This window comes from Stenotrophomonas sp. 3diitr2024 (genome assembly GCF_042136455.1).
Classification (GTDB): domain Bacteria; phylum Pseudomonadota; class Gammaproteobacteria; order Xanthomonadales; family Xanthomonadaceae; genus Stenotrophomonas; species Stenotrophomonas sepilia.
Genome location: NZ_JBHHMJ010000551.1, coordinates 1 through 4721, shown reverse-complemented (window position 1 = coordinate 4721; position 4721 = coordinate 1). Strand labels below are relative to the sequence as shown.

The window sequence follows — 4721 nt, the reverse complement described above, 5'->3', positions numbered from 1 at the left end:
CGGTTGCGGGGGACGCCGTGAATCCGTCCCTGGAGGCTCGGTCGCGCCATCCATGGCGCTCACGCCCCCGCAACCGGACCCACACCGCCTTCGACAATCCGTCGCAATCTGCAGTAGATCCACGCCATGCGTGGATGCTCTTCGATCAATCGTCGAATTACTCGATTTCGATGGAGATTCATCCACGCATGGTGTGGATCTACAATCCCGTCATGCCCTCCCCCGCCCTGCCCTGGAATGGCACGCTGCTGCTGGATGCTCACGTAGCCGTGTTGCAGGGGCGTGCCGGTGACAGCGATGTACACGCGCACTATGCCCATCAGCTGCTGTTGAGCGAAGCCACTCCCTGGCACGTCGAGATCGACGGTGTGCGCCAGCAGGGCCAACGGCTGTGGGTGCCGTCGTTCCGGCCGCACGCGATCCTGTCTGCACCGGACGCGGGCTGCACGGTGTTCCTTGAGCCGGCGCATGCCGACCTCGAACAGATCCAGCAGCATCTGTACGCGTTGCCCGGCACTGCGGCCGGGCTGCACCGCTGGCTGCCACGGCTGAGCCGCGCGCAGCCACTGGACCGGCGGGTAGAGGCGGCGCTGGCCCGCATCAGCCACTACCTGCCTGGCCCGGTGCCGGCTGCCGACATCGCCGGAGCCGCGCACCTGTCGACCAGCCAGCTGCACCGGCGTTTCCAGTCCGACCTGGCGGTGACCCTGCGCGGCTGGGTGCTGTGGCAGCGTTTGCGTACCGCGCTCGCGCACCACCTGCAGGGGCACAGTCTGACCGCCAGCGCGCATGCCGCCGGCTTCGCCGACCTGGCCCATCTCTCGCGCAGCCTGCGCCGCATGTTCGGCATCGGTGCCGCACAGCTGCAGGGCCTGCAGTTGCGCGCGACCTGACACGGCCGATCACCCACGCCTGCGCAGGCCTTCGGGCAGCTCCGGCACCTCGCCATGCGGCAGTTCACGAAACGGCGCCAGCAGCTGCCCCGCGTAATCGCGTGGATAGTCAGGTTGGCTGCCGATGCCGAGGTCGCGTTGCTGCAGTCGATAGCCCGGCGCATCGAAGGCGGTCCCCAGCAGGTGATCCCAGACGGTCAGGAACAGGCCGAAGTTGACGTCACCGGCGGTGCCGTAACGTATGTGATGGAAGCGATGCAGCGGTGCCCACGCCATCACCCGGCCCAGCACACCCGGGCGCATGTCCACGTTGGAGTGCTGCAGCAGCAGCTGGATGGCGATGGCAAACGCCAGCACCGCAGCCACCGGCATCGGCAGGCCCAACAGCAGCAGCGGCAGCACGCCGCCCACCGCTTCGGCGGCCTGGTGCAGTGGGTGTTTCATCAGCCCGTTGAAGCCATACATGCGGGTCACGCTGTGATGCACGGCATGCAGGCGCCATAGCCAGCCGATGCGATGGCTGGCGTAGTGCACCAGGGTGATGCCGAGATCGGCAGCGATGATCGCCACCAGTAGCTGCAGTGCGAACGGCCACTGCAGCGGCCAGACCTGCCACGGAATGATCGCCGCCAGCAGCGGCACCGCGGCGATCGATAGCAGGTTCAGGCTCTCGTTGACCAGCGCGTGCAGGGCATCACGCACACGGTCGCCGTGGTCGCGGTTGAACGCAGGGTCATACGGCCAGGCGCGCTCGGCGACGAACGAAACCGCAATGGCGATCGCCAGCAGGGCCAGCAGCCACAACGGATCGCCATGGCAGTGGCCGACCCAGACGACGGCAGTGGCGACGAATCCAAGCAGGAACAGCGGGGCATACAGGCGCAGGATCCAGTGTTTCATGGGCAACCCGGGAAATGAGGGGCCTGCATGCTGGCGCCACGTGCGGGTTGCCGGCTTGAACAAACGGCGCAACCCGCGCCCCCGCAGAGAGACTGCCCTGGCCCGCACCGCGTTTCCTGCATCCACGCATGGCGTGGATCTACAATGGCGCCCTCATCGCGCCCGGGACCGGCATGGATTCCTTCAACCTGATGCGTGCCTTCCGCCGCATCGTCGAACGCGGCGGGCTGGCCCGTGCCGCCGAAGACCTGGGCATGTCGCCCGCCGGGCTCAGCAAACAGCTGCGCACGCTGGAAGCGCATCTGGGCGTGGTACTGCTGCAGCGGACCACGCGGCGCATGAGCCTGACCGAAACCGGCCACGCCTATTACCGCGAATGCTGCCGCCTGCTCGACGAGCTGGAAGCGCTGGAACGCGGCATCGCCGAACAGCGCGGCGAGGTGGCCGGGCGCCTGCGCGTGAACGCGCCGCAGTCATTCGCACTGAGCACGCTGTCGCCGCTGCTGCCGCGCTTCCTGCAGCAGCATCCACAGTTGTCGCTGGACCTGGTGATGGAAGATCGCCTGCTCGATGCAGTCGGTGAGGGTTTCGATGTGTCGCTGCGGCTGCGTGCCGAGCTGGATGATTCACGCTTGGTGGCACGCCGGCTGGCCTCGCTGCAGCAGGTGCTGTGCGCGGCGCCGTCCTACCTGCGGCAGCATCCGGCACCGCAGGCAGTAGGGGATCTGCAGGCCCATAGCGTGCTGGCCTACAGCCTGTCCGACTCACCGGGCAGTTGGCCGCTGCTCGGCCCGGATGGCCAGGTGACGATCACCCTTCCGGCACGCGTGACCGTCAACAACAGCCTGCTGCTGCGTGACCTGCTGGTGGCGGGCATGGGCATCGGCGCCCTGCCTTCGTTCCTGGCCGCGCCGGCATTGGCGCGGGGCGAACTGCAGCAGGTGCTGCCCGACCACCGCTATCCGCCGCGCTTCGTGCATGCGGTCTACCCCACCTCGCGCCACCTGCAGCCCAAGGTGCGTGCCTTCATCGACTTCCTGCACGCCGAGCTGCCCGGCTGCGCCGGCCTGGATTCGTAACCGCCAGCGAAAACTGAGCTGTCCGCAGCGTGCTGTTTCGGCCACGCCGCGCTGCCTACTCTGCCGCCTCTCCTCTCACCGATGGCAGGCAGATGTCTCCCGTTCCTTCCCCCGCCACCGCAGCGCCGGTGGTCGATTTCTTCCACGACGTGGTCTGCGGCTGGTGCTTCGTGCTGGCCCCGCGCCTGCAGCAGGTCTCCGCCGAACTCGGCATCCAGGTGCGCCACCGCAGCTTCGTGCTGCAGGACTCGCGCGCGCAGATGGTCGAGGTGTTCGGCTCGATGGCGCGCGCCAAGGCGATCATCCTGCGCCACTGGACCGACTGCGCCGCGCATGAAGACATCGCGCGCATCGATATCGAAGGCATGCGCGCACAGGACTTCGAGTATCCGTCCGGCTGGCTCGGCGCACTGGCCTGCCAGACCGCAGGGCTGATCGGTGGCAATGATGCCCATGGCGCGATGTTCGACGCGGTGCAATGGGCGCACCTGCACCAGCACCGCAACATCGGCGATGCCGAAGTGCTGCTGGATATTGCCGAATCGCTGGGCCATCCACGTGGCGCCTTCGCTGACCACATGCGCAGCGACGCGGTGCGCCAGCGCGTGCAGGCCGATCGCGCCGAAGCTGCCGCGCTCGGCATCCGCTCCATCCCCACCGTGATCGGCGGCAACGGCCTGCGCCTGCAGACCCTGCCGCTCCCACACCTGCGCCAGGCCCTGGCGCCCCTGGTCGCGGCCTGAGCCGCCCCCTCCCCCACCCTGCAAGGAGATTTCCCCATGACCCCACGTACCCTGTCCACCGCGCTGGCCCTGCTGCTGGCCGCCACCGCCGCGTCCACCACCGTGTCCGCGCACGAACGCGTTCCCTCCGGCCAGCAGGTCGGCACCAGCCCGTGGGGGCCGAAGGACGAGATCGGCCGCCTCAACCTGATCACCGAAGCCTCGCGTGCGGCGATCCTGTCGCGGGTCAGCGGCGGCAAGGCCTATGACCTGGCCACCGACTACTACGTCGGCATGCCCAGCTGGCAGGATGCCGGCGACCCGCACTACCAGTTCTGGATGACCCACACCCCGCGCGGCACAGTGATGGACGATCCGATGGGCGTGGGCGAGGCCATGAACCTCACCCGCAGCTACACCGGCACCGCGTTCTCGATGTACAGCCACACCGGCACCCACATCGATGCGCTGAACCACTTCGGCATCCACGGGAAGATCTGGAACGGCTTTGAGGCCGACAAGCACCTCGGCGACCGCGGCTGGAATGTCACCGGCATCGAGAAATTCCCGCCGCTGATCGCGCGTGGCGTGCTGATCGACGTGGCCGGCGCCAAGGGCGTGGACATGCTGCCGGACAGCTACCGCGTCACCCGCCAGGACCTGAAGGATGCGCTGGCACGCCAGAAGGTGAAACTGCAGCAGGGTGACGTGGTGCTGATCCGCACCGGCCGCATGCGCCTGTTCGAGCAGCCCAGGGCCTACATGGCCAACCCGCCGGGCATGGGCCTGGACGCGGCACGCTTCCTGGTGGAAGACAGCGGCGCGATGATCGTCGGTGCCGACAACCTCAGCTTCGAGACCTTCCCCTCGGAGGTGCCCGACGATTACGTACCGCTGCACACCTACCTGCTGGCTCAGCAGGGTGCGCCGATCATCGAGCTGGTGGCGCTGGACGAACTGGCCCGCGACAAGGTCTACGAATTCGCCTTCATCGGCGGCCCGCTGAAGATCCGCGGTGGCGATGCCGCGCCGCTGCGCCCGGTGGCGCTGCCGGTGCGCCCGTAACCAGGGGCATCCCCGGGTAGCAACGGGCCATGCCGGGTGGGTGCCGACCTTGGTCGGCACCG

At 68.1% G+C, this 4721-nt stretch carries 5 protein-coding genes; 4 read left to right on the top strand and 1 reads right to left on the bottom strand.

Features of this window, described 5'->3' with window-relative positions:
* Nucleotides 1-188 precede the first annotated feature (188 nt).
* A complete protein-coding gene (locus tag ABGA94_RS14090) occupies nt 189-893 on the top strand; it encodes a helix-turn-helix domain-containing protein (protein ID WP_069138260.1) in 705 nt (234 codons plus the stop codon).
* Between the two features lie 9 nt (nt 894-902).
* Here ABGA94_RS14090 and ABGA94_RS14085 read toward each other — a convergent pair whose 3' ends face one another.
* Nucleotides 903-1793, bottom strand: coding sequence for a sterol desaturase family protein (locus ABGA94_RS14085; RefSeq protein ID WP_375367580.1), 891 nt, complete (start codon nt 1791-1793; stop codon nt 903-905).
* Nucleotides 1794-1921: 128 nt separating this feature from the next.
* Here ABGA94_RS14085 and ABGA94_RS14080 point away from each other — a divergent pair, with 128 nt between their 5' ends.
* From ABGA94_RS14080 to ABGA94_RS14070, 3 genes are all read left to right on the top strand, one after another.
* Complete coding sequence (locus ABGA94_RS14080) at nt 1922-2872, top strand: LysR family transcriptional regulator (protein WP_181357029.1); 951 nt, start codon at nt 1922-1924, stop codon at nt 2870-2872.
* A 92-nt stretch (nt 2873-2964) separates the two neighbouring features.
* On the top strand, nt 2965-3615 hold the full coding sequence (locus tag ABGA94_RS14075; RefSeq protein WP_053499638.1) for a DsbA family protein: 651 nt from the start codon (nt 2965-2967) through the stop codon (nt 3613-3615).
* 36 nt (nt 3616-3651) lie between these two features.
* Nucleotides 3652-4659, top strand: coding sequence for a cyclase family protein (locus tag ABGA94_RS14070; RefSeq protein ID WP_005417066.1), 1008 nt, complete (start codon nt 3652-3654; stop codon nt 4657-4659).
* The last annotated feature ends 62 nt before the right edge of the window (nt 4660-4721 follow it).

Bases quoted from the DNA above. Each gene is read 5' to 3' on its own strand.
- ABGA94_RS14090 (WP_069138260.1), top strand. From the start codon at position 189: ATGGTGTGGATCTACAATCCCGTCATGCCCTCCCCCGCCCTGCCCTGG.
- ABGA94_RS14075 (WP_053499638.1), top strand. From the start codon at position 2,965: ATGTCTCCCGTTCCTTCCCCCGCCACCGCAGCGCCGGTGGTCGATTTC.
- ABGA94_RS14080 (WP_181357029.1), top strand. From the start codon at position 1,922: ATGGCGTGGATCTACAATGGCGCCCTCATCGCGCCCGGGACCGGCATG.
- ABGA94_RS14085 (WP_375367580.1), bottom strand. From the start codon at position 1,793: ATGAAACACTGGATCCTGCGCCTGTATGCCCCGCTGTTCCTGCTTGGA.
- ABGA94_RS14070 (WP_005417066.1), top strand. From the start codon at position 3,652: ATGACCCCACGTACCCTGTCCACCGCGCTGGCCCTGCTGCTGGCCGCC.